This is a genomic window from Kribbella sp. CWNU-51 (assembly GCF_054073265.1).
Genome location: NZ_JBSXMZ010000007.1, coordinates 1 through 26,971 on the forward strand (window position 1 = coordinate 1; position 26,971 = coordinate 26,971).

Consider the following 26,971-nt stretch of genomic DNA (forward strand, 5'->3'; position numbering starts at 1 on the left):
CGACAGGACTCAAACAGTCCAGGAGGTATCAGTGCTCACCCACCAGCGGCTACCAGCCACCGAGTCTGTCACCAACCGACCCGATAACACCCATTAGGAGGTAGTACCTGACAGCCGTCGCCCACAGGCACAGGTCCACGGCACCGGCGCGGTGGGCCGGCACTACGTCCTGTCGTTAGGTGCCGACAATCGCTGAGCCAACGCGCTACGGACTGTTCCGACCACCCACCGTGGATCCCCGAGAACCTGCTGGTAGGTGAATCTGAGGACCAGCCAACCGGCGGCGACCAAGTCGTCGTACCGCCTGCAGTCGGCGGCGAAGTCGCCGGCCGAGCCGTGGAACTCGTATCCCTCCGCCTCCAGGGCGATCCGCGCCGGCCGGTGCCCCAGGTCGACCCGGACCCGGGCGCCGCCGGTGTCCACCAGCAACTGTGGCTCGAAGGTATCAATCCCTTCAGCCAGCAGCAGACTCCGGAGCATCGACTCCAAGAAGCTCTCGGAAAGGCCGGTTGCCGCGGCCGCGATACGCACCGCGTTCGGCCGCCCTGGTCCGCGCATCGCCCTGGTCGCTGCTTCCAGTTCGTCGTGGCTCAGTCGGCCGGTCGCAAGGGCAGCATCGGCGACTGCAAGTGCCTCACCGAACGGCAGGATGCGGGCGCAGTCGACGACCGTTCGCAGCAACGAAGTCAACCGGCTGAGGCGCTCAGCCGACGAGACCTCAGCCCAATGCATGGCCACCGGCCGACCAGGACGTGGCCGCCGCTTCACTGGGACCGTGATGTGCGGCTTCTCCGGCCGGACCAGCAACGGCAGGTTCCAGACCACGGCCGCGCTCAGATGCGAGATGACGCCGTCGTAGGCGATCGCAGCCAGCCTGTCGGCGCCGAGACCCGGCAGCCCGTAGACCCCACGGGCGAGTCGCTCGACCTCACCGCGTTGGACCGCCGCCTTCACTGCCGCTTCAGTCGTCGCTCCGGCAAGCTCGGCAGAAGTCGCCGAACCGCCTAGTCGGGTCAATGCTTCGACAACGGATGCCACCTAAGGATCCTGCCCAATGGACGGAGATCGTGGCTGAAGTTATCCACAAGTCCGCTAACGACAGGAGGTAGTGCGACCTTCGCACTGGTGTCACGCTCACCGATTCCTGGAAATACCGTCCGCCAGGCGCTACCTCCTGTCCTTGCGGCGTCAGAGGGTGCAGTTCACCAGGACTGGTTCGTTGACCAGGGTGATGTTGAAGGCTTGGTGGACCTGGGTGCGGACGTGGGCGGCCAGGGAGAGGAGTTCTTTGGCCGTGGCGGTGCCGCGGTTGGTGAGGGCGAGGGTGTGTTTGGTGGAGACGGCGGCGTTGCCGATGGTGAAGCCCTTGGAGACGCCGGCGTGTTCGATCAGCCACGCGGCGCTGGTCTTGACGCGGCCGTCGGGCTGGGGCCATTGGGGCGCGCCGGCGGGGACCTCGGCGGGGGTGTCGAGGATGGGGTTGGTGAAGAAGGAGCCGGCGCTCCAGGTGTCGTGGTCGGCCGGGTCCAGCACCATGCCCTTGCTGCGGCGCAGGCCGAGGACGGCTTCGCGTACGTCGGTCATCGGGGCCCGCGACCCTGGTTCCACATCGAGCACTCGCGCGAGTTCGGCGTACCCGACCGGGGCGGACAGGTCGCCGAGCTTCAACTGGAAGGCGACCTCGAGTACGACATACCGCGACGGGTCGGCCTTGAAGCGGGAGTTCCGGTAGCTGAATCCACAGTCGGCGGCGAAGATCGTGCGGACCTGGTTGTCGGCCCGGTCCCATACCCGGACCGACGCGATCGTCTCCGCGACCTCGTGTCCGTAGGCGCCGACGTTCTGGACGGGAGTGGATCCGGTGAGGCCCGGGATCCCGGACATCGACTCGAGACCGCTCCACTCCTCGGCGATCGCGCGCTGCACCACCGCGTCCCAGTCCTCACCGGCCTGAATGTGGACCATCGCCCCGGAGCAAGCATCCGCATCGACCCGGATACCGGGAGTCGCGATCTTGATCACGGTGCCGCGGAAGCCGTCGTCGCCGATCACCACGTTGCTGCCGCCGGACAGCAGCAGCACCGGTTCCCCGGCGGCGTCGGCGTCGCGGACGGCGGTGATCAGGTCGTCCTCGGTGCTGACCTCGAGGAGTTTGTCGGCCGGCCCGCCGATCCGCAGGGTGGTGAATTCGGCCAGGGGCACCTGCGTTCTCACGAGACGCGCACGACCGCCCTGGCCCGGCCGAGCACCTTCTCCTCGCCGGCGATCGCGGTGATGTCGATCTCGGCCAGCCCGTCGGTGACCTTGTCGACCTTGGCCGAGAACGTCACGCTCGCACCCTTGTCGTCATCCGGTACGACGACCGGCTTGGTGAACCGCACGCCGTACTCCACCAGGTCGGCCGGGTCGTCCAGCCAGTCGGTGACCACGCGGACCGCGGACGCCATCGTGAGCATGCCGTGCGCGATCACACCGGGCAGCCCGAGTGCGGCCGCCATTCGGTCGCTCCAGTGGATCGGGTTGAAGTCCCCGCTCGCCCCGGCGTACCGGACCAGGTCCTCACGGCGGAGGGTGACAGTCAGCGCCGGCAGCTCGGTGCCTGCTTCGATCATGCGTCCGCCCGGTTGTGGGAGATCGTGGAGGTCGAGGTGGCGATCGGTTCGCCGTCGACGGTGGTCAGGGCGGTTTCGTACATGATCACCTCGACGTCACCGGCCTTGCGCACGGTGGTGATGGTGGCGGTCGCGGCGATGTCGTCGCCGGCCTTGATCGGGCGGGTGTAGGTGAACTTCTGCGCGCCGTGCACGATCCGGTCCAGCCGCAGGCCGAGCTCCTCGTCGGTCAGCAACTGCTCCAGCGCGCGGCTGCCGAGCATGAACGCGAAGGTGGGCGGCGCGATCGCGTCATCGCCCCGGTACGCCGGGTTCGAGTCGCCGATCGCGTCGGCGAACTCCCGGATCTTCTCCCGGCCGACCTGGTAGGACTCGGCGGCCGTGTAGCTCCGGCCGACCATCGTGGCGTCGATCGTCATATCGGAAGAGCCTACTGGCACACTGAGACCCCGAGTGCCGCCACCCACTCACCGGGAGACCCGACTGGGGAAGGTTGAACGTGACGGCAGTGACGGCGCTGGCCAGGTACGCGCCTCGGTACCAGCTGGAGATCGGCGAGCCGACGGGCTCCGAGTGGCTGCGCGTGGACCGGATCCTGGAGCCGGACAGTCCCGAGCTGACAGAGCTCCTCAAGCGCGACCACGACGCCAGCGGCCACCGGACGGATCACGCCAACGCGCTGAGCCTGATGTCTTTCTACGCCGGTCGCGCCCCCGCGACCGCGCTGCTCCTGTGGGCGCTGGAGGGTGATGTCCTCGACATCCGCCCGCACAACCTCTGGGTCCGCCCCCACGACGGGCACGGGCTAGCGGCGGTCGCCGTACGCTCCGCGAGCTTCCTCCCGGGCGGTCTGGAGACGCTGTACGACGTGGTCCTCCGGCAGCACCTTTTACCTCTGTCCGCCGAACTTCACCGCCGTACGCGAGCCGGTCTGCGCCAGTTGCACGGTGGCGTGGCCGCTGGGTGCGCGATGGGGTTCTGCGCTGCGACCCGCGAGGAGGTGACGGTCGAGCCGGCGTACCTGCTGGAGCGTTGGCGGACGTTCGTGACCGAGGCCCCGGGCGGTCTGGCGCGGCTCGGCGACGTGGAGATCGCAGCCGGGAAGCTCGTCTACCTGCGGAACACCTGCTGCCTCTACTACACGAGCGAGGTCGGCACCGGCACGCTCTGCGGGTCCTGCTGCCTGACGCCGCGTGACGAGCGTCTCACCGCGTACGAAGGCGGCCGCCCGATCCTCACGGTCTGAGACACGCACAGTGCTCGTCGGGCACAGCGAAAGGGCCGCTTCGGTCAACCGAAGCGGCCCTCGCGAAAGTACTGAAGGTCAGCGGGTCTCGCGGTGGTCGGTGTGGTCGTTGCAGCGCGCGCAGTACTTCTTCAGCTCAAGACGATCCGGGTCGTTACGCCGGTTCTTCTTGGTGATGTAGTTGCGCTCCTTGCAGACGGTGCACGCCAGCGTGATCTTCGGGCGGATGTCGGTTGACTTGGCCACTGCTGCCTCTTCTTGTCAGGAGTGCGCAACTTGGGTGATCGCACTCTCAGGTACTGCGTTGATAGGTAGCGGGGGCGGGAGTCGAACCCGCGACACCACGATTATGAGCCGTGTGCTCTAACCACCTGAGCTACCCCGCCGGGAGAGTCCGTCACCCCACCCGGCGGACCGGGTGAGATGGCGTGCTCAGAGCCCCTTTACGGAATCGAACCGTAGACCTTCTCCTTACCATGGAGACGCTCTGCCGACTGAGCTAAAGGGGCGGGCCGAGGAGAGAGATTACACGGTCCGCCGCCTCGATGTGAAATCGAGCCGGGCGCACCTTGCAGGCCCCTCAGTCCGTCCCGGAAAGCATACCGGTTCCCAGAGAGTGCTTCTGACCAATTTTCACCCCAGTACGGCGTCATCCGCGGAGAAGTCGCCGGACGCATCGGCCGGCGGGTTCTCCAGGTACCACCGGACCGACGTGCGCAGGGTCTCCACCGGATCGACCGGCGACCAGCCGAGCACGGCACGAGCCTTCGACGAGTCCAGCAGGAGGTCCTGGCTGAGTGCCCCGGTGAGCGACAGATCCTCCGGCAGCAGATCGTCCCGGACCTTCACCAGCTCCACGTCCGACGCATCCGCCGCCGCGAGGATCTGCTCGGCTAACAGCCGGTACGGCGCCGTCGACGGCTCCACCACGTTGAACGCCTCCCCGCGGTGATCCCCGGACAGCGCCAACGACACCGCCGCGGCGACATCCCCGACGTACACGCGGCTGAACAAGAACTGCCCCGACCCGATCGGGATCCGCGGCCGCCCGGCCCGCACGCGGCGCAGGACGAACTCGAACCGCTGCTGATAGTCGTGCTCGCCGTACACCGCCCCCAGCCGCAGCACCGTCGCCCCACGCGGCAGATACCGCTCCTCCATCTCCAGGTTCTCGTACTTCGGCCCGTCGACGAAGCGCCGTGTCCGCAACGGCGACTCCTCCGTCAGCGGCACGGCGTCCGTGGTCCGCTCCGAGTGCAGGCCGTCGTACGCGCGGTAGACGTCACAGCTGGAGATCGCCACCAGCTTCACCGACGAACTCACTGCCTCCAGAGCCGCGTCGGCCGCCGCCGCGTTCATCCCGGAGATGTCGACCAGCGCCTCGGGGTCGAACGGCTTCAGCGCCGCTGCCAACGCCGGGCCGTCGTGCCGGTCGACGTGCGCGTGCTCGACGTCCGCCAGCCCGGCCGGCTCGTGTTCGCCGCGGTGCACCACCAGCAACTCATGTCCCTCCCCCGCCAGCCGTTCCAGCACTGCCCGACCGATGAACCGAGTGCCGCCCAAGATCGCAATCCGCATGCACCCAGTCCTACCCGTCGGCATCGCGGCGGTGAAGCATCGTCTGCGGTCAGCAGACGTGTGACGGTCGATGTCGAGACTCGGCCCCCGGATTCGTCATACGGTCAGGACCAGACGAGAGGACGAACCATGACTGACAACAAGGCACTGCCCCCGGTGGTATCGGCTGAGGAGTGGGAGAAGGCCCGGGCGGAGCTGCTGACCGCCGAGAAGGAGGCCACCCGGGCGCAGGACCGGATCGCGGCGCAGCGGCGACGGCTGCCGATGGTGCGGTTCGGTGAGTACACGTTCGCGTCGACGGATGGGCCGGTGACGCTGCGCGACCTGTTCGGCGAGCACCAGCAGCTCGCGCTCTACCAGTTCATGCACAGCGGCCCGGACCACTTCTGCCCGGGCTGCACGCACTTCACCAAGCAGGTCACCGACCTCGACGGACTGGCCCGCAACGGCGTCGCCTGGGCGACCGTGTCGGACATGCCGCTCGACCAGATGGCCGGCTACTGGAAGCAGATGGACTGGACGGTGCCCTTCGCCTCCTCCGCCGGTACGACGTTCTCCGCCGACTGTGGAGCCGGCGGCGGCTTCCTGCTCAACCTCTTCCTCCGCGACGGCGACGACGTCTACCGCACCTACTCCACCGGCCAGCGCGGCGTGGACCGGCTGCTGTTCGTCAACAACATGCTGGACCTGGCGCCGTATGGCCGGCAGGAGTCGTGGGAGGACTCACCGGAGGGCTGGCCGCAACACCCGACGTACGGCTAGACCCAGACACGGCTCGGGTACGACGAGCGCAGTGCCGGCACCGCCTCCGTCACGAAGGTCTCCACCGAGGCCCGGTTCTCGTCCTCCGGGAGTCCGGCCACCTCCAGGGAGATGCCGGACAGCTCGTGCCCGAACGCGGCCTGGTACCGGCCGAACTTGTCGATCACCTGCTCCGGCGACCCCACCAGCACCGAACCGCCCTCGAGGAACTCCTCCAGCGTCCGGAACGGCAGCTGGTTGTGCCGCGCTCCCGGTGAGTCCATGAACGCATCGAAGATCGGCCGGTACCCCTCCACCGCTTCCTGCGACGTCTTCTTCACATACAGCCCGTTGAACCCGGCCCCGACGACCGCTGCCGCCGGATCACGCCCGTACGCCTCCCACCGCTCCCGGTAGTGCCGGATCAGCCCGGCGTACTTCGCCAGCGGGTGGAAGCCGTTCGCCGAGAACAACGGGTCACCCCAGCGCGCCGCCAACTCGGTGGACTCCGTCGATGAGGCCGATCCGTGCCACAAGGGAATGCCGGTCGGCCGGTAAGGGCGAGGCTGTGTCGTCGCATCCACCAGCGGCGGACGGTACGACCCCGACCAGGTGACACCGGTCTCGCGCAGCAATCGCCGGAGCAGCTCGTACTTCTCCCGGTTCCGGTCCCACTGCCCGTCCAGGTCGTACCCGAACAGGGCGTTCTGGTCCGGGTCGTTCCCCTTCCCGATGATGATGTCCAGCCGTCCACCCGACAGCTGGTCCAGCGTCGCGTAGTCCTCGGCGACGCGCACCGGGTCCAGCAAGGACAGCACGGTCACCGTGGTCAGCAGCCGGATCCGTGACGTTGCCGCCGCGATGTAGGACAGCACGACGGGTGGCGAGGACGAGATGAAGCGCTGCGCGTGCCGCTCCCCCACGCCGTACCCGTCGAACCCCAGCTCCTCCGCCCACTGCGCCTGGCGTACGACATGCTGGAACCGCTCGTAGGGCGTCAACTGCACCCCGCTGATCGGATCCGGCGAGTTGTCGATCAGCGTGTACGTACAGAACTTCACCGGACCTTCTTCTCGCCGGCGGTCACGGGCAGGCCGAGTCGGTTGCCCGCCACCGGGGCCGGGCAGGTCCCGTACGGCGTGAAGGCGAACGGGAGGTTGATGGTCCGGTTGAAGTCGATCAGCACCGATTGGTCACGCTCGACGATCCCGGTGGTCACAGTGCGCCAAGGAGCCGTCTCCTCGCCGTTCGACTTGTCGTGGAAGGACAGCGCGAGCCGTCCACTTCCGGCCGCCGTCGCCACCAGCTCGTACGCCGACCCGCCAAGCGCCACGTGGACAGTACCGACCGCAGTGACGTGCTGACGCAGGTCATCGCGCGCTGTGGAGACCTCTACTTTCCGAGGCGTCACAAAGGGCGTGTAGTAACCGCGCACGATCCAGTCCGGGTTCACGGGGTACGTCGGTACGCCGGTGAAGTCCCGCCTGGTCGCCGTCCGTGGGTCCCGTTGGCGAACGGCGTACCGTCCGCCACGCAGTACGAGCTCGGCGAGGCGGTCGCCGTGCAGCAGCCAACTCAGTGAACCGGCCTCCGCGACGCTGGCCGAGGTCTCACCGTGGACCGGCTCGCCGCCGAGGGTCAGCTCACCGTCGGCCCGCACATGCGCCCGTTCGCCGTCAGCCCACCACGTGCCGGGCAATCCGTGCAGGGCGGTCGGGGCCGAGGGCAACCAATCGAACGCGGCAATGGACAGCCAGCCGTAGTCCGTGTCCAGATCCTGTTCGCGGGCTGCGTGCCAGGTCTGCCAGTCCTGCTCGAGATCAGAGACGACAGTCATGAGGCCAAGTCCTTCCGGTTGTTCTGCTCGCGGTGCGCGACTTCGGAGCGGACCAGCGGGATCACGTAGCGGCCGAAATCGATCGCGTCGTCGTAGATGTCGTAACCGCGGGCGGAGAAGATCCGGATGCCGAGGTCGTAGTAGTCGAGCAGGGCGGCCGCGACGGTGTCCGGCGTACCGACCAGGGCGGTCGAGTTCCCGCCGCCACCGGTCAGGCCGGTCGGTGCGGTCCAGAGTGCGCGGTCGTGCCGCTCGCCTTCCGCGACGGCCTTGAGCAGCCGCTGCGATCCGGCATTCTCAGGATTCTTCGAGCGGAGGCGGGACGGGGCGCCGCCCGCCTGCACGTCCTTGATCCGGCCGAGGATGCTCTCGGCCTTCTCCCACGCCAGCTCCTCGGTCGGCGCGAGGATCGGGCGGAACGCGATCTGGATCGTCGGCCGATCCGCTCGCCCGGCGTCAGCAGCCGCCTTGTCGATTGTCGACAACTGCTCGCGGGTCCCTGCCAGCGGCTCGCCCCAGAGCGCGAAGATGTCCGCCTCGGCGGCACCGACGGCATACGCCGCGGCCGACGAGCCACCGAACGAGATCCGCGGCCGCGGCTGCTGCAGCGGCTTGATGTCGGCCACGAACTGGTCGAACCGGTAGTGCTCGCCATGGAAGTCGAAGCGTTCGTCCGATGTCCACGCCCGCTTGAGGATCTGGATGAACTCGCGGGTGCGCCCGTACCGGTCGTCCTTGGCCAGGAAGTCACCCTCCGCGGCCTGGTCCGCGGTCGACCCGCCGGTGATCACGTGCACCTCGAACCGGCCGCCGCTGATGTGGTCGAGCGTCGCGAACGTCTTCGCGGTCAGCGTCGGGTAGGCGACGTTCGGCCGGTGCGCGACCACCAGGTTGATGCGCTCGGTCCGGCCGGCGACGTACGCCGCGACCTGGGCCGGATCGGGTGATCCCGAGTGGTATGCGAACAGGATGCGGTCCCACCCGTTGTCCTCGTGTGCGCGGGCGAGCTTGGCCGTGTACTCCAGGTCCAACGGGCCACCGGTTCGCGGTGTCACCTCGCTGGCCGGGTTGGTCCCGCCCATTCCCAGGAACTCAACTGGCATGACGTTCTTCCTTCCGTACGGTCGGTGCGAGCAGGCTGAGCAGGTGCCGGGCGACCGCGTCGTTCTGGCGGAAGCCGGGACCGTTGAAGTGCGGCCGGGAGAAGCCGGACGATCCGGCCGAGCCGGAGACAGAAGGCCCGAGCAGGAACAGGGCCGGGTGGACGGTGCCGTCGGCCTGGATCGCCCGGCAGTGCGAGTCCGCCTTGAGCTGACCACCGCCGAGGCTGGTCCCGTCCGCGGCGAACAGTTCGTCGGCCGCGAGTACGCCGGACTCCAGCAGGCCACGCAGCAGCGGATCGGTGGTGGCGAGGACGTCGGGACGTGGCAGCCGAGCCTCGACGAACGCGCGGGCGCGGATCTCCCCGGCCACCCCGGTGCTGCGGGCAACGAAGCGATCGTCGTCGATGGCCACTTCCAGGTCAGGCCCGGCGAACCGGATGATCCCGGCGCGATGCAACGCGAGCAACTCCTCGAGCCGGCGCGGTGGCGGTCCACTCGCCACGAACGAGAAGAACCCGTGCCACTCCGTCTCCACCCGCCGGACCCGATCCTCGTCGGACAACCGGCCTTCGGTGATCGCCTGCGACAGCACGCTGTAGATGCTCAGCAAAGCGTTGAACACCGCCAGATCAGCCGAGTACGCCGGATCCGCCCGGCGCAACAGATCCGTCTCGATCAGCCCGGTGAGAAACCGCTCGAACCGCTCCCGATCCCCGAAGAACCGCCCACCCAGCGGCCGATCCACCTCAGATCGAACAAACCGATCCGCAGGATCCGGTACGGCGGCGCACACAGCCACCCCGAATGCGTCGTCGGATGCGGGACCGCCGGGCCGCCAACCGTCGAGGGCTTCGGCGAAACGCTCCCACGACCACCTGGTCCGCTCTGGATGGGCGGTGAACAGTTGCTGGTAGTGGGCGAAGGCCAGTTCCTTGTCGATGAGCGGGGCGATCTGGCTCTGGAAGTCCAGCACGCCGTCACCGAACTCGGCCAGCGCCGCCTTGGTGAGGTAGCGGGTCGGCACCGGCTTGGTGCCGGCGACCGTGTAGCCGAGTTTCGCGTGATACGGAACGCCTCGGCGGGAGCCGACGTACAGGACGGGCTCGTCACCGGACGGGTGATAGGTGAGCACGCCGTCGCACTCGTCGTACCAGCCGCCGCGGCCCTCGGTCAGCAGGACCATCAGGTCGATGAAGGCCTGGCCGAAGCCGCGGACGATCACGTTCTCCGCCGGCCACAACTCGTCCAGATCCACGTCGGCGGTGTAGCCGGGCGGGATGTAGATCAGACCAGCGTCCGCGGCCTGCGCGGCCCAGGTCGCTTCCGATGCCGTCGGCAACCGATCGAGGTAGCCGAGCGCGAGCACCACCACGTCGGCGCGAATCTCCTTGCCTGAGGCAAGGATCACGCGCTGGTCCGTGGTCAGCTCGACCGCCCGCTCCAGATGCGTGGTGACCGTCGCCGGCAGGTCCCGCACGACCCACTCCCAGACCCAGGCCAGGTACTCCGCCTGCACCAGCCGCGGCGGAAAGTCCATCGGCCCCGGCAGGTCGAGTCCCGCCTTCTCCAGAATCACCGCCCCTTCCCCGGCCACCCAGGTCGCAAGATCAGGGCCGGGCGTGATCGGCCCCTCACACTCCACCGACTCGTCGGTGAAGATCGTCACGTCCGACGCCATCGAGTTCATCCACAACAATCGCGACTGCTCCCGCCGCCAGATCCGCCCCCCACCCGCCGGATACGGATCCACCACATGAACCTCCACGGGCCGCCCGCCCAGCAACTCCTCCGCACTCGCCGCAAACCGGTCCAGCAGTCCCACGGTCCGCGGCCCACCACCGACGAACACAACGGTCGCCACCTCGGGCGGCGACGTGGCGAACGGAGGTGGGTTCTCCGCCCCCGGAGTCACCGAGCGAAGATCCGGACGCCCGGTCATGCGTTCAGCCCGAGATGGTCGCGGAGCGTCGTACCTGTGTACTCGGTGCGGAAGACGCCTCGGTCGCGGAGGAGCGGGACGACGCGGTCGACGAAGTCGTCCAACCCGCCTGGGGTCAGGTGCGGGACCAGGACGAAGCCGTCGGCGGCGTTCTCCTGGACGTGGTGGTTCAGCGCTTCCGCGACGGTGGTCGGGGAGCCGACGAAGGTCTGGCGGCTTTGCTGGTTGATGACGGTTTGACGGAGGGACCAACCGTTGGCCTCGGCCTGGGCTCGCCACTCCGCCACGATCGGGGCGGGGTCGTTGTACCCGACGCGCCCTTGGGTGACGGTGGAGCCGACGACCGGGTCGTCGGCCGGTAATGGGCCGTCCGGGTCGTACGACGAGAGGTCGCGGCCCCAAAGGAGTTCGGCGAGCACGAGCGCGGTCGGGCCGGAGACCTGCTGCTCGCGGATGTGCGCGGCCTTCTCGATCGCCTCGGCGTCGGTGTCGGCGACGACCACCGTCACCGCCGGCATGATCTTCAGCGACTCCTCGGTCCGGCCGTACCGGGCCAGCCGCGCCTTCACGTCCTTGTAGAAGGTCTGCCCGGCCGCGAATGCCCCGTGCCGGCTGAAGATCACGTCCGCACTCGAGGCCGCGAACTCCCGGCCCTGGTCGCTGTCACCGGCCTGGATCACGATCGGCCGTCCCTGCGGCGACGGCGGCAGGCCGAACCGGCCGCGGATGCCGAAGTGGGCGCCTTCGTCCGCGAAGACCCCAGCGCCCTCGCGGGCGAACACACCTGCCGCCTGGGCCAGGACCAGATCGTCCTCGGTCCAGGAGTCCCACAGCTTCCGCACGATCCGCAGCGATTCCTGCGCGCGGACGTAGCGGTCGGCCTTGTCCAGGTAGCCGCCGCGACGGAAGTTCTCTCCGGTGAACGCGTCCCAGGACGTGACGACGTTCCAGGCGGCGCGTCCGCCGGAGAGGTGGTCGAGGGTGGAGAGGCGCTTGGCCAGCTCGTACGGCTCGTTGAACGTCGAGTTCACGGTCGCCGCGAGGCCGAGGTGCGTGGTGACTGCCGCCAGTGCACTCAGCACCGTCAACGACTCCGGCCGGCCGACGACATCCAGGTCATGGATCCTCCCCTTCACCTCCCGCAGCCGCAGTCCCTCGGCCAGGAAGAAGAAGTCGAACGTCCCGCGCTCCGCCGTCTCCGCCAGATGCCTGAACGACGCGAAGTCGATCTGCGATCCGGACTCCGGATCCGACCACACCGTCGTGTTGTTCACGCCCGGAAAGTGCGCCGCCAGATGAATCTGCTTGCTCATCGCCCACTCCCCGCCGTGTACGTGTTCTCCGGCCGCCGCAACCCGAGCCGGTTGCGCAACGTCGTCGCGCGCTCCACCGGTCCGGCCAGCTTCCTTGCCCTAAGCAACGGCAGCAGCCGCTCCGCGATCACCGGTACGTCGACCTCCAACGAGGCGGGCCGCAGATGCACCCCATCCACGCCGGCCGCCTTCCACTCCCCGACCAGGTCCGCCAACCGCTCCACCCCGCCGATGTAGTTGAGCTGAGTAGCACCGTCGGCCCGCCGTGCCGCAGCCACCGGATCCTCATCCAGCAACACACCCACCGAAACCAGCACCCGCGGCACCCCCAAACCCATCGCCCGCTCCTCTGCGGCGGCCCGGACGGTCGCCACGCGCTCTGCGAGGTTCGCGGTGCCTGGGAGGAGGACCAAGTCGGCGTCGGCTACTGCCTCCAGGGCCTCAGGCGTGCTCACCCTCACGACCGTGATCGGGTGGCCCTGCGGTGGGCGGGGCACGATGGACGGGCCTTTGATGGTGAAGGTCGGGGACTGGTAGTCGACGTAGTGGATGCGGGTGCGGTCGATGAAGCGGCCGGTGGTGGCGTCGCGGATGATGGCGTCGTCTTCCCACGAGTCCCAGAGGCGGCGGCCGACGTCGACGACGTACCGGGCTTCGCGCCAGGTGTCGGCGGCCGGTGCTGGTTCGCGGCGGCCGATCACCGCGGCGGCCTCGGCGGAGGTCGAGACGTCGGCGATCCACCCGCCACGCCCGGACGAGACGTAGTCGAGCGTGGCGACGGAGGCCTGGACGTGGAACGGCTCGGTGTGGGTGACGGTGATCGTGGGAAGCAGGCCGATGCGGTCGGTCGCGGGAGCGATCCGCGCGGCCAGACCGAGCGCGTCCAGACGGACACTCACCTGATCGGGTACGTCGGCCGGCGCCTCGAGCGTGTCCGTGAAAGTGGCGAGGTCAACCCCAGCTGCCTCGGCCCGCTGGACCGCCCGCAACGCCAGTTCACCGGTCAGGATCGCCGCCGGATCAACCTCGGCCCCACGCCAAGCCCCCGGGTGTCCGCCGGCCCCGTCGATCTCGATCGCAGTGATCAACCGGCGGCTCATGACGCCACCTTCAAGGCAACCGGCAAGTCCTTCGTGAAAGGCAGCGGCCCGATCGACTCCGGATCGACCTCGGTGTCGAACTGCGGCTGGAAGCCGACGGCCAGATACAACCCCGCCGCCTCCGGCTGACGTGGTCCGGTGGTCAGGTAGAGCCTCCGGTAACCGAGGTCGAGAGCCGCCGCTTCGAGCTCCGCCAGAACCCGGCGGCCCATCCCCTGGCGCCGATACAGATGGGACGTCCACATCCGCTTCACCTCCGCGGTCTCGTCGTCGTACCGGCGAATGGCGCCGCCGGCAACGGTCTGGTCGCCGTACCTCAGCAGCACGAACGCGCCGCCGCGTTCGGCGTGGAAGTCGGATGGTGGGACCTCGGTGAGCTGAGTGTTCTCGTTGGTCCGGCCGTAGCGGGTGCTGTACTCGACGACGAGGTCCGCGAGCAGCGGCGCCGCCTCCGGGTCCTCCGGCCGCGCGCGCACCGCTTCGACCGTGGCAGCCTGCACCGGCGCACTCTCGACCGGTTGACCGCCTTCGACAGTGGCGAGGAACGCATCGGTCACCTGGTACAGCGGCACCGACGCCACCGGATCCAGCAGCACCCCACCCCCGTCGTACAACCGGACGTGGGACGACAACACGAACCATCCCTGCCCGATCGCGCCCGCGCCGAGGCTGGTCAGGACGGGCCGCAGCGCGTAGTCGATCACCAGCACGTGCGCCGGCGTACCGCCCGTTGCCAACGGCAACACCGTCTTGCCCTTCAGCGCGTACTGCGGCAACAGGTCGAGGAACACCTTGAGCAGCCCGGAGTACGCCGCCTTGTAGACGGGAGTCGTGACGACAACGGCGTCGGCGGACGCCAGCAGCGCTGCCGCGGCGGCGATCGAGGGGTCGTCAGCGCGTCCCCGCAGCAGCGGCTCGGCGGGCAGGTCGCGCAGCACGATCGGCGTGACGTGATGACCGTGGCTGATCAAGCGTTTGGTCACATAGTCCAGAACCGCGTCGGTGCGGGACGGGATGGACGGACTGCTCGAGATGGTTGCGATCGTTGCCATGGCTCGCCTCCTACTTCTGCTTTTCCTTGGGGAGACCGGGTGGGTTGATCAGGGACTTCGGCACCGCCTCGGCGTCCAGGCCCCACTTCTTCAGGACCTTCGCGTAGCTGCCGTCCGCGATCGCCGCGTTGAGTGCGTCGGCGAGCGGCTTGACCAGGCCGTTGTCCTTCTTCGTGGTGATCCCGACCAGGCCCTGGACCGGGTAGCTGGACGACACGGTGCCGACGATCTCGGTCTTGCCCTGGGTCGCGACGTGGTAGGAGACGTTCGGGTTCGGGCCGAGGTAGACGTCGATCCGGCCGGACTCGAGCGCGAGGTAGGTGTCCGAGGCCTGCTGGTAGTACTTCAGGTTGGCGGGCTTGCGGCCGGCCGCGACGTTCTGCTTGTTCCAGTCGACGAGGATCGCCTCCTGGAGCGTGCCCGAGCTGACCGCGATGGTCTTGCCGGAGATGTCGGCCGGGCCGGCGATCTTCAGGCCGGAACCCTTCTTCGCCTCGAACGCGTGCAGCCCGAGCCGGTACGTCGCGAAGTCGTACTTCTCCTTGCGCAGTTCGGACACCCCGATGTTGGAGATGCCGACCTGGTACTTCCCGGAGTCCAGCCCGAGGAACAGGTTCTCCCAGCTGGTGGTGTCGATCTCCGCCTTCAGCCCGAGCACACTCGCAACTAGGTAGGCGATATCGATCTCCGCCCCGATCGGCGTCTTGTTGTCGTCCGCGGTGAACCCCAACGGCGGCAGCCCACCCCCGGCCGACCCGTTGCCGACGACAAGCTTCCCGCTCTCGCGTACGGCGGCCGGCAGCTCAGCCGCAATGCTGTCCACCTTGGCCGACGTGATGTGCTGCTGATTCGCCGAGGTGTCGAAGGCGACAACCGACGCATCACCACTGTTGGGTGACGCATTCGTCTGCGGGTCGGCACACGCCGCCGCCGCGACCAGGACCAGGGCAACCAGCACGTTCCAGCGTTTCGTCATCAGAGGACCTTGGAGATGAAGGCGCGAGTGCGCTCATGGACGGGGTTGTCGAGCACCGCGTGGGGTGGACCCGACTCGACGATCCGGCCGCCGTCGATGAAGACCACCGTGTCGGCGATCTCCCGGGCGAAGCCGATCTCGTGCGTGACGACGACCATCGTGGCGCCGTCGCGGGCGAGTTCCTTGATCACGTCGAGAACCTCGCCGACCAGCTCGGGATCCAGCGCGCTGGTGGGCTCGTCGAACAGCAGGACCTTCGGCCGCAACGCCAGCGCCCGCGCGATCGCGACGCGCTGCTGCTGCCCACCGGACAGCTGCCGCGGGTACGCATCCGCCTTGTCGCCGACCCCGACCCGCTCCAGCAACTCCCGCGCCAGCGGCTCGACCTCGCTGCGCTTGCGGCGTTGCGCGGACACCGGCGCCTCGATCACGTTCTGCAGCGCGGTGAGATGACCGAACAGGTTGAAGTTCTGGAACACGAAGCCGACCTGCGACCGCTGCCGCAGGATGTCCCGCTCGCGCAACTCGTGCAACTTGTTCCCGCGCCGCTGGTAGCCGATCAGCTCGCCGTCGATGCGGATCAGCCCGCGATCCACCTTCTCCAGATGGTTGATCGACCGCAGCAGGGTCGACTTCCCCGACCCGGACGGCCCGAGGATCACGGTCACCGTGCCGGCCGCGACGTCGAGGTCGACGCCCTTGAGTACGTCGAGATCCCCGAAGCTCTTGTGCACACCCTTGACGTCGATCATCGGGTGGTCCCACGGGCGAAGCGACGTTCGACGTAGTACTGCACGATCGACAGCAAGGTGGTCAGCACGATGTACCAGACCGTCGCGACCATCAGCAGCGGCACGACGCGGCTGTTGCGGCCGTAGATCACCTGGACCTGGTAGAAGAGCTCCGGGATCGCCATCACCGAGACGATCGAGGTGCCCTTGAACAGGCTGATCACCTCGTTCGCGCCGTTCGGCAGGATCGAGCGCATCGCCTGCGGCAGCACGATCCGGAAGAACTGCCGCAACCGCGGAATCCCCAGCGCCGCCGCGGCTTCCAGCTGCCCGGCGTCGACCGAGATGATCCCGCCGCGGATGATCTCGGCCGCGTACGCCGCCTGATGCAACGCGAGCCCGAGGACCGCGGCGCCGAGCGGACCGAACAGATTGTTCGTGCTGAAGTGCACGAACTCCGGACCGAACGGGATGCCGAGGCTCAACTCCTGATACAGGTAGGCGATGTTGAACCAGAACAGCAACTGCACGATCAACGGGATCGACCGGAACGCCCAGATGTAGCCCCAGGCAACTACTTGCAGGAACGGGCTGCTGGACAGGCGCATCGATGCCAGCACCGCACCGAGAACGAACCCGAGCACGGTGCCGTAGACGGTCAGCTGCACGGTCACCCACAGCGCGGAGAAGATCGTCCGGGTGGCGAAGAACTGGAAGAAGGTCGGCCAGTCCCAGCCCGGGTTCGTGACGAGACCGTGCACGAACATCGCGAGCAGGACAAGGACGATCCCGGCACCGACCCACCGCCACGGATGCCGGCGCCCGACGACGGGCAGGTCGGCATCGAGCAGTACGGCGTACTCCGGTGGTCCGGCGGTATCGGGTGCGGACGTGACTGAGGTGGTCGGCACAGTGACTCCCTGGCGGTGGGCAGGCTTCGCGGGCACGACGCGGCCGACGTCCTGGAACGGACGCCGTCAGCGGTGCAGAGGTCGGTGCGGGGGGTGTCTCAGCTCAGCGCAGACAAAGTGCGCTGGAGACCCTGAGCAGGTCGATGTGGAGGCGGTAGTACGGCAGTTCGCGCGTCATCTCCGTCACCTCCGTTAGGCCCTGAATCGGCTCGGTCATCTCAGTATGAGCCGGGCGTGAAAGATTAGTAACTTGGTCGACAAGGCTCTCATTATGTGGACGGCTTATACCGGTCCGGAGGGCTGCTCGGCGCTGTCGGCCGGGTGATCCGCATCACGGTCGCTTTCAACTACCCGCCAGTCGGGTTCACGCCTGAGCGCGTACGCGGCGGTAGGAAACCTTCACGGTGTGTGTGCGATTTCGTTCATCTGTTGGCAGTCTGCGTTTGAGGGCCTCCGACCGCCTCGTTATGGTCGATGAGGCTGTCGCACCCCCTCCAGCGACGGCTGCCCCTCCCTGGAAGGTTTCTCGTGCCCAAACACCTCGACGTGCCCGGAGCAGAACGGCCGGCACCTCGTCGTCCGGATGCACCGCGTCGGGCGGCCAAGCATCGTTCCTCCCGACTAAGCCGGCTAAGTCGCAAACGCCGTACCCAGCTGATCGGCCTGACCGCCGCACTCGCGGCCGCGGCCGGTACCACCGCCGTCGGCCTCAGTTCCTCCGCGAGCGGACCGTCCGCCACCACGAGCACCGGCCTGAACCCCTCACAGGCCGGCGATCTGACCGCGGCCCGGATCGACCGACGCGACCTCGGCTCCCGGGACGCGCCCCGGGCCGACCTGTCCGCGACCCGCAAGGCCCAGGCCGACCAGATCGCCAAGCAGCGCGCCGCCCGGCTGGCCGCGACCGCGACACTGACGCAGCGCCGGTCCCTGGCCCTGGCCGCGGCCAAGGCGGCCAACGCCAAGAAGGCCGCCGCCAAGGCGCGCGCGCTCGCCGCGGCGAAGGCCGCCGCGATCGCCAAGGCCAAGGCCGCCGCCGCTGCGGCCGCAGCCGCGCCGAAGGTCGTCCTCCCGACCACCGGCTACCACCTGACCGCCCGCTTCAACCAGGCCGGCGGCCGCTGGGCGCACAACCACACGGGTCTCGACTTCGCGGCTCCGATGGGTACGCCGGTGCGCTCGGTGATGGCCGGCGTGGTCATCCAGGCCGACTGGGAAGGCGCCTACGGTCGCCAGGTGAAGGTCCGGCACGCCAATGGCACGGTCACGTCGTACAGCCACATGTCCGAGTTCGACGTCTCGGTCGGTCAGCACGTCCAGGCCGGCACCAAGGTCGGCGCGATCGGCATGACCGGCAACACCACCGGCCCGCACGTCCACCTCGAGGTCCTCCCGGGCGGCGGCGCTCCGATCGACCCGGAGCCCTGGCTCCGCGAGCACGGCCTCAACCCGTAGTACCGAGGAACCTGCTCACCGCTGTCACGAAGGCGTCGCGCTCATCCAGCCCCGGATGATGCGCGGCGCCTTCCAGCACGACCTCCTGGCTTGTCGTTAGAGGCTCTTGGCCATGTCGAGGGCGGCTATGTCGGCGCCTTCGATGAGGAATTCGTTGGGATGGGTGCCTTCGATGACGTAGCCGTGGCGTTCGTAGAGGCGGCGGGCGGCGGTGTTGGTGCTGTGGACGTGCAGGCTGATCTTGCGGGCGTTGCGGAGTCTGCCCTCCGCGGCGGCCGCGGCCAGCAACGTGCTCGCCACACCTCGGCCGCGGGCCGACTGGGCGACGGCCAGGCCATTGATGGCGAGGACGCCGGCGCCTTCCGGGAACGGGTACTTGTTCTCGAGCCGGAGGTAGCCGACGACCTCACCGTCGTACTCGGCGACCAGGTGTGCCTCCGGCCCAGAGCGGGCGAAGAAGGTGTCCTTGATGGTCTCCTGGTACGACGGGAATCCGGACGACGCGTCCCACGCGGTCCGGTCGATCGCGAGCAGCGCGGCGTCGTCGGCCTCGACCGCACGGCGAACGGTCAACGGCTGGTCGGTCGAGCGGTCATCGGGCAGGCGGTGTTCACTCACCCCACCATCCTCGCCCGCCGACGAGGTCAGCCCAAGCAGGGCCGTCAGCCGACCAGGTCGGCCGTCGGGAGGACGACGGTGACGACCAGCCCGCCACCCGGGATCGGCGCCAGGTCGAGGCCCCCGTGGTGGGTCTCGACGATGCGGTCGACCAGCGCGAGCCCCAGTCCGTGGCCGGCGCCGTACCGGGCCTTGGCGAACGGCTCGGTAAAGGTGCGGATCCGCGCGGGGTGGAGCACCGATCCGGTGTTCCGTACGACGAGCCGCCCGGGCGCGACCGTGATCGCGACGGAGCCGCCGCCGTGCCGGATCCCGTTCTGCACCAGGTTCACCACCGCCTGGTGCAGCAGCACCTCGTTGCCCTCGACAACCGACTCCGCGAGATCGCAGGTGAGCTCGACCTCGGCGGCGCGCGCCTCCGAGGAGAGCGCCGGCAACGCGGACCGCACCACTGCCGCGAGATCCAGCGGATCCAGCTCTACCGACCGGTTGTTGAGTGCGGTCAGGCTCAGCAGCGCCTCGACGATGTCGATCCCGCGCTGATTCGTCTCGGCCAGCCGCTTCACCAGCTCCGGGAGGTCCTGGTGATCGGGATCGGCGGCCGCCACCTCCAGCATCGTCTTCATCACCGCGTGCGGCGTCCGCAGCTCGTGCGAGGCGTTCGCCGCGAACCGCCGGTACTGCTCGAAGGACCGCTGCAACCGCCCCAGCATCTCGTCGAACGTGTCCGACAGATCGGTGAACTCGTCCCGGATCCCGGTCAGCCCGATCCGGTGGTCGAGCGACCCACTGGCCGCCTTCCGCGCCGCCGCGGTGATCTCCTGCAGCGGCTTCAGCATCCGCCCCGCGAGGAACCACCCACCGACCAGTCCGGCGATCGCCAGGAACCCGAGCGCCCACCCGGACAGCGTCACCACGAGGTGGAGGATGTCCCCGCGTGACGGCGGAAGCACGCGCCGGTCGCGCGGGTTGGCGCCGTTGAGCGGGTAGTTCGGCACGATCCGGAAGACCAGCCAGATGATGCAGGAGACGACGGCACCGGCGATGACCAGCAGACCCGCGTAGCTCAGCGTCAGCCGCAACCGGACCGTCAGCCGCGGCCGCCAGCTCATCAACCGTTCGTCACTCACGCCGGCACCGCCCGTCGCTCACGCTTCGCCGACCCGGTAGCCGACGCCGGGGACGGTGTGGATCACCCACGGATCGCCGAGTCGTTTCCGCAGCGCCGAGATCGTGATCCGCACGGCGTTGCTGAACGGATCCGCGTTCTCGTCCCACGCCTTCTCCAGCAGTGTCTCGGCACTGATCACGCCACCCCGCGCCGCCATCAGCACCTCCAGCACGGCGAACTGCTTCCGCGTGAGCTTCACGTAATGCCCGAACCGGTACACCTCCCCCCGATACGGATCCAGCCGGACCCCGGCGTACTCGAGCACGGTGGGTGCGGCCGCCGCCGGTCGCCGGACCAGGGCTCGCAGCCGGACGACGAGCTCCCGCAGCTCGAAGGGTTTGGTCAGGTAGTCGTCGGCGCCGAGCTCGAAGCCGATCACCTTGTCGTCGAGATCGCCGGCCGCGGTCAGCATCAGCACCCGGCAGCTGATGCCCTGCGCAACGATCTGCCGGCAGACCTCGTCACCGCTCACTCCCGGCAGATCACGGTCCAGCACGACCACGTCGTACGCGTTCACCGTGACCGCCTCCAGCGCGGCGTTGCCGTCGAAGGCAAGGTCGGCCGCGATCGCCTCCAGCCGCAGCCCGGCCTGGATCGCCTCGGCGAGATAGACCTCGTCCTCGACGACCAGCACCCGCATACCGACCATTGAACCAGGCCGGACGTATCGAAAACGTATGCCGAAACGCAGACGCTCCGGCAACATCGGCCCAGCTGAACTGGTGGCCATGCCGACCGATCAACTCGTAGCCACCCGCAAACGCGAACACCGACTGACGGTCCTGACCGCCCTGGCGATCGTTGCCGCCGTCACCTGTCTGACCCTGGTCTCCTGTACGGCGGTCTCGGCGCAGGACGACCCGGCACCGTCGACGGCCGACGCGCCGGCCGGCGCCCCGAGCACCACCACCCGCGGCGCGCGCAGCGGCCCGCCCGGCGCCGCCGACGGCGTCCTGCCGGACCGCACCTCCGCCTTCGACACCAGCCTGCCCGGCGTCGCGAACCTCGACCCGACGCTGCGCAAAGCGGTCCCGCAGGCCGAGCAGACGATGAAGGAGGAAGGCATCACGATGCAGGTCACCACCGGGTGGCGGAGCAAGAAGTACCAGCAGGAGCTGCTGGACAAGGCGATCCGCAAGTACGGCAGCAAGAAGAAGGCCCTCGAGTACGTCTCCACCCCCGACGAGTCGCACCACGTCACCGGTCACGCGGTCGACATCGGCCCGACCGCCGCGGACGACTGGCTGATCCGCAAGGGCAACCGCTTCGGCCTCTGCCAGACCCTGTCCAACGAGCTGTGGCACTTCGAGCTCGTCACCGCCCCGGGCGGGATCTGCCCACCGATGACCAAGACGGCTTCCTAGCGGGTCTCCTCCGGCGGATCTGGGAGTACGGCGAGGGGACGCTGACGCCAGTGCACGTCGTGCCAGGCGTCGAGCTTCCAGCCGATCTTCCGATAGGTCCCGATCGACTCGAACCCGAGCGCCTTGTGCAGCCCGACGCTGGCGTCGTTCGGCAACGTCATACCGGCGATCGCCGTCCGGAACCCACGCTCGGCCAGCCGCTCGAACAGCGCCTCGTACAGCGCTCTCCCGCCGCCGGTCCGGCGCCGTCCGAACTCGAGGTAGACGCTCACCTCACAGGACCAGCGGTACGCCGCTCGCGGCTTCATCGGACCGGCATACGCGTACCCGACCACGCGACCGTCGTCCTCCAGCACCATCCAGGCGTGGGTCGCCTGCGCAGTCGCGATCCGCGCCGCCATCTCCGCGGCGGTCGGCGGCTCGATCTCGAAGGTGATCGCCGTCTCGGTGACGTAGGGCGTGTAGATCGCCACACAAGCCTCGGCATCGAGCTCGCAGGCGTCTCTGATCTTTGGCATGTCACGATAGTAGCCACAACTGACGCTATAGTGGCAAGCATGTTGGATGAGCTTTCTGCCTCACTCGCGGCGACCGTGCAGGCTGCCCGGGTCGCGCAGGACCTGTCGGTGAACGCGCTCGCCGAGCGTTCCGGGGTCTCCCGCGCGATGATCGGCAAGATCGAACGCGGTGAGGCTCAACCGACCGCCGTACTGCTCGGCCGGCTGTCCGGCGCGCTCGGCATGACGTTGTCCGAGCTGGTCGCCCGCGCCGAGAACACCGGTGAGCTCCTCCGGCGGGCCGGCGACCAGCCGGTCTGGACGGACCCGGCCACCGGATACCGGCGGCGGGCTGTCTCACCGGTGACCGACAGCCCGCTCGAACTGGTCGAGGTCGAGCTGCCGGCCGGCGCCTCGGTGTCGTATCCGGCCGACGCCTACATCTTCAAGTACCAGCAGCTCTGGATCCTCGACGGACACCTGCGCTTCCACGAGGGCCCGTTGGTCCACGACCTGCTCAGCGGCGACTGCCTCCAGCTCGGCCCGCCGTCGGCGACCACGTTCCACAATCCGGGGACGACCCCTTGCCGCTACCTGGTGGCGCTGGTCAAGGGCCGTTCCTGAGGTACGCCGAACCACCGGGCCAACGCGTCCCGCAAGCCGGTCTGCTCCGCGACACCGTCCTGCTCGGCGGCCCAGGCGACGTACCCGTCCGGCCTGATCAGCAAGGCGATCGGCGACTCACCGCGTCCGGCGACAACGTCGACCCGATCCCTGGCCACGGTCGCGGCGTACGACGCCTCCGATGTCATGCCCGCGGCGAAGCACGCCTCCGGGGTCAGGTCGACCGGCAGCGGACGGCCGGTGCGCATCAGCTCGGCCAGTCGAGTCCCGTCGACCATGAGATCCGGCGCCCAGCGGCCGATCAGCGGATGCGGGCCGTCGTGGTACCGGATGTCCGCGCCGGTGATCAGGTCCGCGATCCGCTGCACGTTCCGCGGCTCGGTCAGCAACTCGCCGAACAGCTCCCGCAACCTGGTGACGTCGTTGCCTGGGGCAATGAGTGCCGACTGGGCCTGGGTCTGCATCACGACCCGCTGCCCGACCGGCCGGCGCTCCGACTCGTAGCTGTCGAGCAGACCGTCAGGAGCCCAGCCCTGCAGCTCGGCGGCAAGCTTCCAGCCCAGGTTGACCGTGTCCTGCAGGCCGAGGTTCAGTCCCGGGCCGCCGATCGCGGAGTGCACGTGCGCGGCATCCCCGACCAGTAGCACCCTGCCTTCGCGGAACCGGTCAGCGAGGCGGCTGTTGCCTCCTACGACCCGGCGCAGCAGGTGCGGCCCGTCACCATCCGGCGGAGCGAGCGGCAGATGTACCCCGAGCACCCGGTCGACGCTGTCCTGCAACTCCTCCAGCGTCATCGGGCCTGCGGGCGGTACGTCGAACTCACCGGTGCTGACGACCGGCGACCGACCGGGCAGCCGTCCGTAGAGGAACAGACCGCGCTCGGTCCGGTGATGCATCAGGCCGGGGATCACGCCGTACCCGGGGATCGACAGGGCTCCGGTGGCCGAATCGACGTACTCGGGTGGCACCAGCGCGTTCGCCGTACGGGAGACCATCGTGTCGTTGGTGATGCCGGGGAAGTCGATGCCGGCCAGTTTGCGGGTGAGGCTGCGGCCGCCGTCCGCGCCGACGAGATAGCGAGCCGTCACGTGGTACGGGCCATCCGGGCCGGAGATCTCGACCGTGACCGAGTCGGCGTCCTGCGTGAACCCGATCAGCTCATGACCGCGGCGGATCTCGGCTCCGAGCTCGAGTGCCCGTTGCTGGAGGACTTCCTCGATCCGGCGCTGCGGCACCGGCAGCATGTACACCGGGTTCTGCTCGATCGTGCTGAGGTCGAGCGGGAACGCGCCGAACATGTAGCGCGGCTGCGGCTGCGGTGGACCCGGCGTACCGCTGAGGCGTTCGTGCAGGCCGCGACGGTCGAGCATGCGGACGACCTGGCCGACCAGGCCGTTGGCCCGGGGCACCTCGCTGGCCTCCGGCAACCGCTCCAGCACGAGCGGCTGCACTCCGGCCAGCCGCAGTTCACAGGCGAGCATGAGGCCGTTCGGTCCGGCCCCGGCGATGACGACATCTACATCCATGGCACGTGTCCTTCCAGTGAAAAATGGGCGTGACTGACTGCCCCGGCGGCGCCGGGGGTATCTGCTGGGGGTGTGTGTGGGTTCTAGTCGGGTTCGGGGAGGCCGGCGGTGATCTGGTCGAGAGCCTCCGAGAGCAGGGTGGTCATGGATCGAGGTGGATCGCCGCGCAGCCATTCGGCGCTCGCGGCCGCCCTGGCCGCGCCCACGACCTCTGCGACGAGGTGCGGATACAGCCCATGGGTCCCGGTCCGGTCCGCGACGGCGGCGGCGAACTCCTCGCTCGCGGCGGCATACGCCCGCGCCATCTCACCCTGCAACGACGGCTCGGTGACCATCAGCCGGATCCCGGCCAGCCACCGCTGGTCCGGCGGCTGGTCGCCGCCGTGGCCTTCCACGCCGAGCGCCATCTGCGACTCGATCGACGCCCGGATCGCGGGCCACAGCGGCTCGTCGGCCGGCCGCGCGCGCAGTTCGGCGGCGATGGCCAGACTGCGGTCGACCTCCCGGGCGGCGATCGCCTCGGCCTTGCTGGAGAAGTAGTTCCGGAACGTGCGCAGCGAAACCCCAGCCTCGGCCGCGATGTCCTCGATCCGCACATTGGCCAGCCCGCGCTCGACCGTCAGCCGCACCGCCGCCCAGCTCAGCGCGATCCGCGTCTCCTGCTTCTTCCGCTCCCGCAACCCTTCGGTCATGTTCTTGACCGTAGCAAACTTTGCCTTTTAGGCAAAGATGCCTTTTAGGCAAATTTCTGATTCAGGGACAGACGCCCATCGGGCATGGTTGGGTTGGGCCCATGGCCGTGTCCCCGCTGGTCTGGATCCTGACCCTGCTCGGCATCGTCGCGCTGCTGCTGTTCGACTACTTCTTCCACGTCCGGTCCGCACATGTCCCGACGCTGCGGGAGGCCGCGATCTGGTCCACGGTGTACGTCGGCATCGCCGTACTGTTCGGCCTCGGGACGCTCGTGTTCGGCGGGACGGCGATGGGCTCGGAGTACTTCGCCGGGTACATCACCGAGAAAGCGCTCTCGGTGGACAACCTGTTCGTGTTCCTGATCATCCTGACCAGCTTCCGGGTGCCGCGGGAGAACCAGCAGAAGGTGCTGCTGATCGGCATCGTGGTCTCGCTGATCGCCCGGTCCGCGTTCATCTTCGTCGGCTCGGCGTTGCTGCACACGTTCTCGTGGGTGTTCTACCTGTTCGGGATAGCGCTGCTGCTGACCGCCGGCAACATGCTCAAGCCGGAGACCGAGGAGTCACACCAGGCGCAGAACATCGTGGTCCGGCTGAGCCGGCGGCTGTTCCGCACCAGCGAGGAGTACGACGGCGACAAGCTGACGACCGTGGTCGACGGGCGCCGGATGATGACGCCGATGCTGCTGGTGATGCTCGCGATCGGCGGCACCGACGTGATGTTCGCGCTGGACTCGATCCCGGCCATCTTCGGCCTGACCCAGAACGTGTTCGTGGTCTTCACCGCGACCGCGTTCAGCCTGCTCGGCCTGCGGCAACTGTACTTCCTGCTCGACGGCCTGCTGGACCGGCTGATCTACCTGTCCTTCGGGCTGGCCGCGATCCTGCTCTTCATCGGCACGAAGCTGATCCTGCACGCTCTGCACGAGAACAACCTGCCGTTCGTGAACGGCGGCGAGCCCGTCGACGTGGTCGAGATCAGCACCGGGCTGTCACTGCTCGTCATCCTGGTCGTGCTGCTGATCACGATCTTCGCGTCCCTGTTCAGCACCCGCGGCCGGACGCAGACCGCGATGGCCCACATCCGCCGCGACGCGACCGCCTACCTGGATGCCGAATACACCGACGACCCGCACGAGCGCGAGCGGATCTTCCAGCGGCTGCTGCGGGCCCGCGACCACATCATCGACCTCGGCCCGGAGGCCAGGCGCCAGGTGAAGAACGAGACCGAACTGATGGCCCTGTGCCGCCAGGTCGCCGACGCCCACGCCGCCGCCCACCCCGACCACGAAGTCCGCCCCAGCCTCTAACTCCGCCCCTCCCCACCCCGAGCCGGCACCCCCCGGATCCACGACAGGCACCCCCAGCTGAGGGGATGCCCCCGAGCCGGCGGCTTGCCTTGAGTCCGAGGGGTTGCCCCCTGAGTTGGAGGGTTGCCCGCTCGGATTCTGAATGGGCAACCCTCCAGCCGAGGGGATAACCCGCGAGCTGGAGGGTTGCCTTGAGTTCGAGGGGTTGCCCCCTGAGTTGGAGGGTTGCCCGCTCGGATTCTGAGTGGGCAACCCTCCAGCTGAGGGGATGACCCTTCAGTTGGAGGGTTCGCCCAAGGGGAGGAGGCGGGCTAACCTTTGACTGCTCCGGAGGCTAGGCCTGTTACGTAGAAGCGTTGTAGGGCGACGTAGAGGACAACGCAGGGGATCATTGCGATGACGGCTCCGGCGACCAGGGAGCCGAAGTTGATCTCGCCGTAGGCGCCGGCCTGGACGTTCACCAATGCGACGGGCAGCGTGTAGAGCTCGTCCTTGGTGAGGAAGGTGAGCGCGCCGAGGAATTCTGTCCAGGCGGCGAGGAAGGCGTAGAGAGCGACCGTGGCCGCGCCGGGGGT

The 26,971-nt window shown here is 68.5% G+C and carries 29 protein-coding genes and 2 tRNA genes; 6 read left to right on the forward strand and 25 right to left on the reverse strand.

The window, feature by feature from the left end:
• Positions 1 to 162 precede the first annotated feature (162 nt).
• The 4 genes from ACXC9Q_RS08300 to ACXC9Q_RS08315 form a co-directional block, all read right to left on the reverse strand.
• The gene (locus ACXC9Q_RS08300; protein WP_457055897.1) at positions 163 to 1,038 is read right to left on the reverse strand and encodes a DUF559 domain-containing protein; all 876 of its coding nucleotides are present in this window, start codon (positions 1,036 to 1,038) and stop codon (positions 163 to 165) included.
• Between the two features lie 150 nt (positions 1,039 to 1,188).
• Positions 1,189 to 2,214, reverse strand: a complete 1,026-nt coding sequence (locus ACXC9Q_RS08305; protein WP_457055898.1) for a UDP-N-acetylmuramate dehydrogenase — start codon at positions 2,212 to 2,214, stop codon at positions 1,189 to 1,191.
• On the reverse strand, positions 2,211 to 2,612 hold the full coding sequence (locus ACXC9Q_RS08310) for a MaoC family dehydratase (RefSeq protein ID WP_457055899.1): 402 nt from the start codon (positions 2,610 to 2,612) through the stop codon (positions 2,211 to 2,213). Before ACXC9Q_RS08310 ends, ACXC9Q_RS08305 begins: the two co-directional genes overlap by 4 nt.
• On the reverse strand, positions 2,609 to 3,031 hold the full coding sequence (locus tag ACXC9Q_RS08315) for an FAS1-like dehydratase domain-containing protein (protein ID WP_457055900.1): 423 nt from the start codon (positions 3,029 to 3,031) through the stop codon (positions 2,609 to 2,611). Before ACXC9Q_RS08315 ends, ACXC9Q_RS08310 begins: the two co-directional genes overlap by 4 nt.
• Before the next feature lie 80 nt (positions 3,032 to 3,111).
• On the opposite strand from ACXC9Q_RS08315, the gene ACXC9Q_RS08320 reads away from it, so the two are divergent.
• Complete coding sequence (locus tag ACXC9Q_RS08320; RefSeq protein ID WP_457055901.1) at positions 3,112 to 3,858, forward strand: hypothetical protein; 747 nt, start codon at positions 3,112 to 3,114, stop codon at positions 3,856 to 3,858.
• A gap of 78 nt (positions 3,859 to 3,936) precedes the next feature.
• On the opposite strand, the gene rpmG is transcribed toward ACXC9Q_RS08320, so the two are convergent.
• The 4 genes from rpmG to ACXC9Q_RS08340 form a co-directional block, all read right to left on the reverse strand.
• Positions 3,937 to 4,104, reverse strand: a complete 168-nt coding sequence (rpmG, locus tag ACXC9Q_RS08325; protein ID WP_325036947.1) for a 50S ribosomal protein L33 — start codon at positions 4,102 to 4,104, stop codon at positions 3,937 to 3,939.
• Between the two features lie 66 nt (positions 4,105 to 4,170).
• Positions 4,171 to 4,244 (reverse strand) — tRNA-Met (locus ACXC9Q_RS08330).
• 50 nt (positions 4,245 to 4,294) lie between these two features.
• Positions 4,295 to 4,367 (reverse strand) — tRNA-Thr (locus ACXC9Q_RS08335).
• 124 nt (positions 4,368 to 4,491) lie between these two features.
• Entirely contained in the window at positions 4,492 to 5,436 is a 945-nt protein-coding gene (locus ACXC9Q_RS08340) for an NAD-dependent epimerase/dehydratase family protein (RefSeq protein WP_457055902.1), read from the reverse strand.
• Between the two features lie 129 nt (positions 5,437 to 5,565).
• Between ACXC9Q_RS08340 and ACXC9Q_RS08345 the strand changes: the two genes are divergently transcribed.
• Positions 5,566 to 6,198, forward strand: a complete 633-nt coding sequence (locus tag ACXC9Q_RS08345; RefSeq protein ID WP_457055903.1) for a DUF899 family protein — start codon at positions 5,566 to 5,568, stop codon at positions 6,196 to 6,198.
• Here ACXC9Q_RS08345 and ACXC9Q_RS08350 read toward each other — a convergent pair.
• From ACXC9Q_RS08350 to ACXC9Q_RS08400, 11 genes are all read right to left on the reverse strand, one after another.
• Entirely contained in the window at positions 6,195 to 7,238 is a 1,044-nt protein-coding gene (locus tag ACXC9Q_RS08350; RefSeq protein WP_457055904.1) for an LLM class flavin-dependent oxidoreductase, read from the reverse strand. The genes ACXC9Q_RS08345 and ACXC9Q_RS08350 overlap by 4 nt on opposite strands.
• Positions 7,235 to 8,014 (reverse strand): DUF1684 domain-containing protein, encoded by a 780-nt coding sequence (locus ACXC9Q_RS08355; RefSeq protein WP_457055905.1) that lies wholly within the window; start codon positions 8,012 to 8,014, stop codon positions 7,235 to 7,237. The genes ACXC9Q_RS08350 and ACXC9Q_RS08355 overlap by 4 nt, the downstream gene beginning before the upstream one ends.
• A complete protein-coding gene (locus ACXC9Q_RS08360; protein ID WP_457055906.1) occupies positions 8,011 to 9,117 on the reverse strand; it encodes an LLM class flavin-dependent oxidoreductase in 1,107 nt (368 codons plus the stop codon). Before ACXC9Q_RS08360 ends, ACXC9Q_RS08355 begins: the two co-directional genes overlap by 4 nt.
• Positions 9,107 to 11,056 (reverse strand): FAD/NAD(P)-binding protein, encoded by a 1,950-nt coding sequence (locus tag ACXC9Q_RS08365; protein ID WP_457055907.1) that lies wholly within the window; start codon positions 11,054 to 11,056, stop codon positions 9,107 to 9,109. Before ACXC9Q_RS08365 ends, ACXC9Q_RS08360 begins: the two co-directional genes overlap by 11 nt.
• Entirely contained in the window at positions 11,053 to 12,369 is a 1,317-nt protein-coding gene (locus ACXC9Q_RS08370; RefSeq protein WP_457055908.1) for an NtaA/DmoA family FMN-dependent monooxygenase, read from the reverse strand. The genes ACXC9Q_RS08365 and ACXC9Q_RS08370 overlap by 4 nt, the downstream gene beginning before the upstream one ends.
• Positions 12,366 to 13,469, reverse strand: coding sequence for an LLM class flavin-dependent oxidoreductase (locus tag ACXC9Q_RS08375; protein ID WP_457055909.1), 1,104 nt, complete (start codon positions 13,467 to 13,469; stop codon positions 12,366 to 12,368). The genes ACXC9Q_RS08370 and ACXC9Q_RS08375 overlap by 4 nt, the downstream gene beginning before the upstream one ends.
• A complete protein-coding gene (gene ssuE / locus ACXC9Q_RS08380) occupies positions 13,466 to 14,521 on the reverse strand; it encodes an NADPH-dependent FMN reductase (protein WP_457055910.1) in 1,056 nt (351 codons plus the stop codon). Before ssuE ends, ACXC9Q_RS08375 begins: the two co-directional genes overlap by 4 nt.
• Before the next feature lie 10 nt (positions 14,522 to 14,531).
• Positions 14,532 to 15,497 carry an ABC transporter substrate-binding protein gene (locus ACXC9Q_RS08385; RefSeq protein WP_457055911.1) on the reverse strand — a complete coding sequence of 322 codons (966 nt, stop codon included), beginning with the start codon at positions 15,495 to 15,497 and terminating at the stop codon, positions 14,532 to 14,534.
• A complete protein-coding gene (locus ACXC9Q_RS08390) occupies positions 15,497 to 16,249 on the reverse strand; it encodes an amino acid ABC transporter ATP-binding protein (protein WP_457055912.1) in 753 nt (250 codons plus the stop codon). Before ACXC9Q_RS08390 ends, ACXC9Q_RS08385 begins: the two co-directional genes overlap by 1 nt.
• Positions 16,246 to 17,139 carry an amino acid ABC transporter permease gene (locus ACXC9Q_RS08395; protein ID WP_457055913.1) on the reverse strand — a complete coding sequence of 298 codons (894 nt, stop codon included), beginning with the start codon at positions 17,137 to 17,139 and terminating at the stop codon, positions 16,246 to 16,248. Before ACXC9Q_RS08395 ends, ACXC9Q_RS08390 begins: the two co-directional genes overlap by 4 nt.
• 103 nt (positions 17,140 to 17,242) lie before the next feature.
• A complete protein-coding gene (locus ACXC9Q_RS08400; protein ID WP_457055914.1) occupies positions 17,243 to 17,356 on the reverse strand; it encodes a putative leader peptide in 114 nt (37 codons plus the stop codon).
• A 311-nt stretch (positions 17,357 to 17,667) separates the two neighbouring features.
• Here ACXC9Q_RS08400 and ACXC9Q_RS08405 point away from each other — a divergent pair, with 311 nt between their 5' ends.
• On the forward strand, positions 17,668 to 18,594 hold the full coding sequence (locus ACXC9Q_RS08405) for a M23 family metallopeptidase (protein WP_457055915.1): 927 nt from the start codon (positions 17,668 to 17,670) through the stop codon (positions 18,592 to 18,594).
• Between the two features lie 96 nt (positions 18,595 to 18,690).
• Here ACXC9Q_RS08405 and ACXC9Q_RS08410 read toward each other — a convergent pair whose 3' ends face one another.
• From ACXC9Q_RS08410 to ACXC9Q_RS08420, 3 genes are read right to left on the reverse strand one after another with little or no spacing between them, the layout of a single operon-like run.
• Positions 18,691 to 19,212: an N-acetyltransferase family protein gene (locus ACXC9Q_RS08410; protein ID WP_457055916.1), complete on the reverse strand. Its 522-nt coding sequence runs from the start codon at positions 19,210 to 19,212 to the stop codon at positions 18,691 to 18,693.
• Positions 19,213 to 19,256: 44 nt separating this feature from the next.
• The gene (locus ACXC9Q_RS08415; protein WP_457055917.1) at positions 19,257 to 20,342 is read right to left on the reverse strand and encodes a sensor histidine kinase; all 1,086 of its coding nucleotides are present in this window, start codon (positions 20,340 to 20,342) and stop codon (positions 19,257 to 19,259) included.
• An 18-nt stretch (positions 20,343 to 20,360) separates the two neighbouring features.
• Positions 20,361 to 21,023, reverse strand: a complete 663-nt coding sequence (locus tag ACXC9Q_RS08420) for a response regulator transcription factor (RefSeq protein ID WP_457055918.1) — start codon at positions 21,021 to 21,023, stop codon at positions 20,361 to 20,363.
• 37 nt (positions 21,024 to 21,060) lie between these two features.
• On the opposite strand from ACXC9Q_RS08420, the gene ACXC9Q_RS08425 reads away from it, so the two are divergent.
• On the forward strand, positions 21,061 to 21,747 hold the full coding sequence (locus ACXC9Q_RS08425) for a M15 family metallopeptidase (protein ID WP_457055919.1): 687 nt from the start codon (positions 21,061 to 21,063) through the stop codon (positions 21,745 to 21,747).
• On the opposite strand, the gene ACXC9Q_RS08430 is transcribed toward ACXC9Q_RS08425, so the two are convergent.
• Positions 21,744 to 22,265: an N-acetyltransferase family protein gene (locus tag ACXC9Q_RS08430; protein WP_457055920.1), complete on the reverse strand. Its 522-nt coding sequence runs from the start codon at positions 22,263 to 22,265 to the stop codon at positions 21,744 to 21,746. The two genes, ACXC9Q_RS08425 and ACXC9Q_RS08430, sit on opposite strands and share 4 nt — an antisense overlap.
• Before the next feature lie 39 nt (positions 22,266 to 22,304).
• On the opposite strand from ACXC9Q_RS08430, the gene ACXC9Q_RS08435 reads away from it, so the two are divergent.
• Positions 22,305 to 22,868 (forward strand): helix-turn-helix domain-containing protein, encoded by a 564-nt coding sequence (locus ACXC9Q_RS08435; protein ID WP_457055921.1) that lies wholly within the window; start codon positions 22,305 to 22,307, stop codon positions 22,866 to 22,868.
• Here the strand turns inward: ACXC9Q_RS08435 and ACXC9Q_RS08440 are convergent.
• Together ACXC9Q_RS08440 and ACXC9Q_RS08445 are read right to left on the reverse strand one after the other, a co-directional pair.
• Positions 22,835 to 24,394, reverse strand: a complete 1,560-nt coding sequence (locus ACXC9Q_RS08440) for an FAD-dependent monooxygenase (RefSeq protein WP_457055922.1) — start codon at positions 24,392 to 24,394, stop codon at positions 22,835 to 22,837. The two genes, ACXC9Q_RS08435 and ACXC9Q_RS08440, sit on opposite strands and share 34 nt — an antisense overlap.
• An 83-nt stretch (positions 24,395 to 24,477) precedes the next feature.
• The gene (locus ACXC9Q_RS08445) at positions 24,478 to 25,086 is read right to left on the reverse strand and encodes an acyl-CoA-like ligand-binding transcription factor (RefSeq protein WP_457055923.1); all 609 of its coding nucleotides are present in this window, start codon (positions 25,084 to 25,086) and stop codon (positions 24,478 to 24,480) included.
• Between the two features lie 101 nt (positions 25,087 to 25,187).
• On the opposite strand from ACXC9Q_RS08445, the gene ACXC9Q_RS08450 reads away from it, so the two are divergent.
• Positions 25,188 to 26,396: a TerC family protein gene (locus tag ACXC9Q_RS08450; RefSeq protein ID WP_457055924.1), complete on the forward strand. Its 1,209-nt coding sequence runs from the start codon at positions 25,188 to 25,190 to the stop codon at positions 26,394 to 26,396.
• Positions 26,397 to 26,971: the final 575 nt, after the last annotated feature.